The sequence below is a fragment of the Protofrankia sp. CiP1_Cm_nod4 genome, assembly GCF_982290645.1.
In genome coordinates this window covers 7238-7701 of sequence record NZ_CEVIVC010000017.1, presented here as the reverse complement: position 1 = coordinate 7701, position 464 = coordinate 7238, and the positions used below count along the sequence as shown (strand labels likewise).

Annotated in this window: 1 protein-coding gene; it reads right to left on the bottom strand. The window is 73.3% G+C overall.

The window, feature by feature from the left end:
* A partial coding sequence (locus AC5LSR_RS05660; protein ID WP_250282166.1) for a hypothetical protein occupies positions 1 to 464 on the bottom strand: 464 nt, incomplete at both ends.

The following is a 464-nucleotide window of genomic DNA, read 5'->3' as shown; positions in this document are numbered from 1 at the left end:
CCGGTTGGTCACGCACACCCAGCCGTCGACCACCTTCTCCGGGCCGAGCGGCTCGTACCAGGACGCCCCCCGCTGCTTTGACGTCTGCAGCGGCGCGTGCCCCGGCTCCTGGCCGGGCCCGGCGAGCGCGCGCACCCACCAGAGCTGGAAGTCGGGCTCGTGTCTGTCGTCCCGGCGGTTCCACCGGTGATGCTGGACGAGCTGGATGCGCGCCCGGACACGCGTGCCGTGCCTGGGCCGTGAGCCGTCCGGCATCATGATGTTGAAGTCGGTCTGGGCCGCGGTGCGGCCACGGACGTTACGCGCGCCGCCCGTCGTCCAGTAGCTCGGCAGCCAGGCCGCGTGCATGGGTGAGCCGTGGCGGCCCTGATGGCCCGCGGGCGTCGTCCCGGGAAGCAGCTCGATCTCGGCGGTGTCGCCGTTGCCGATCACTCGTGCCGGGATGGACGCGAGCCCGTCGCGGG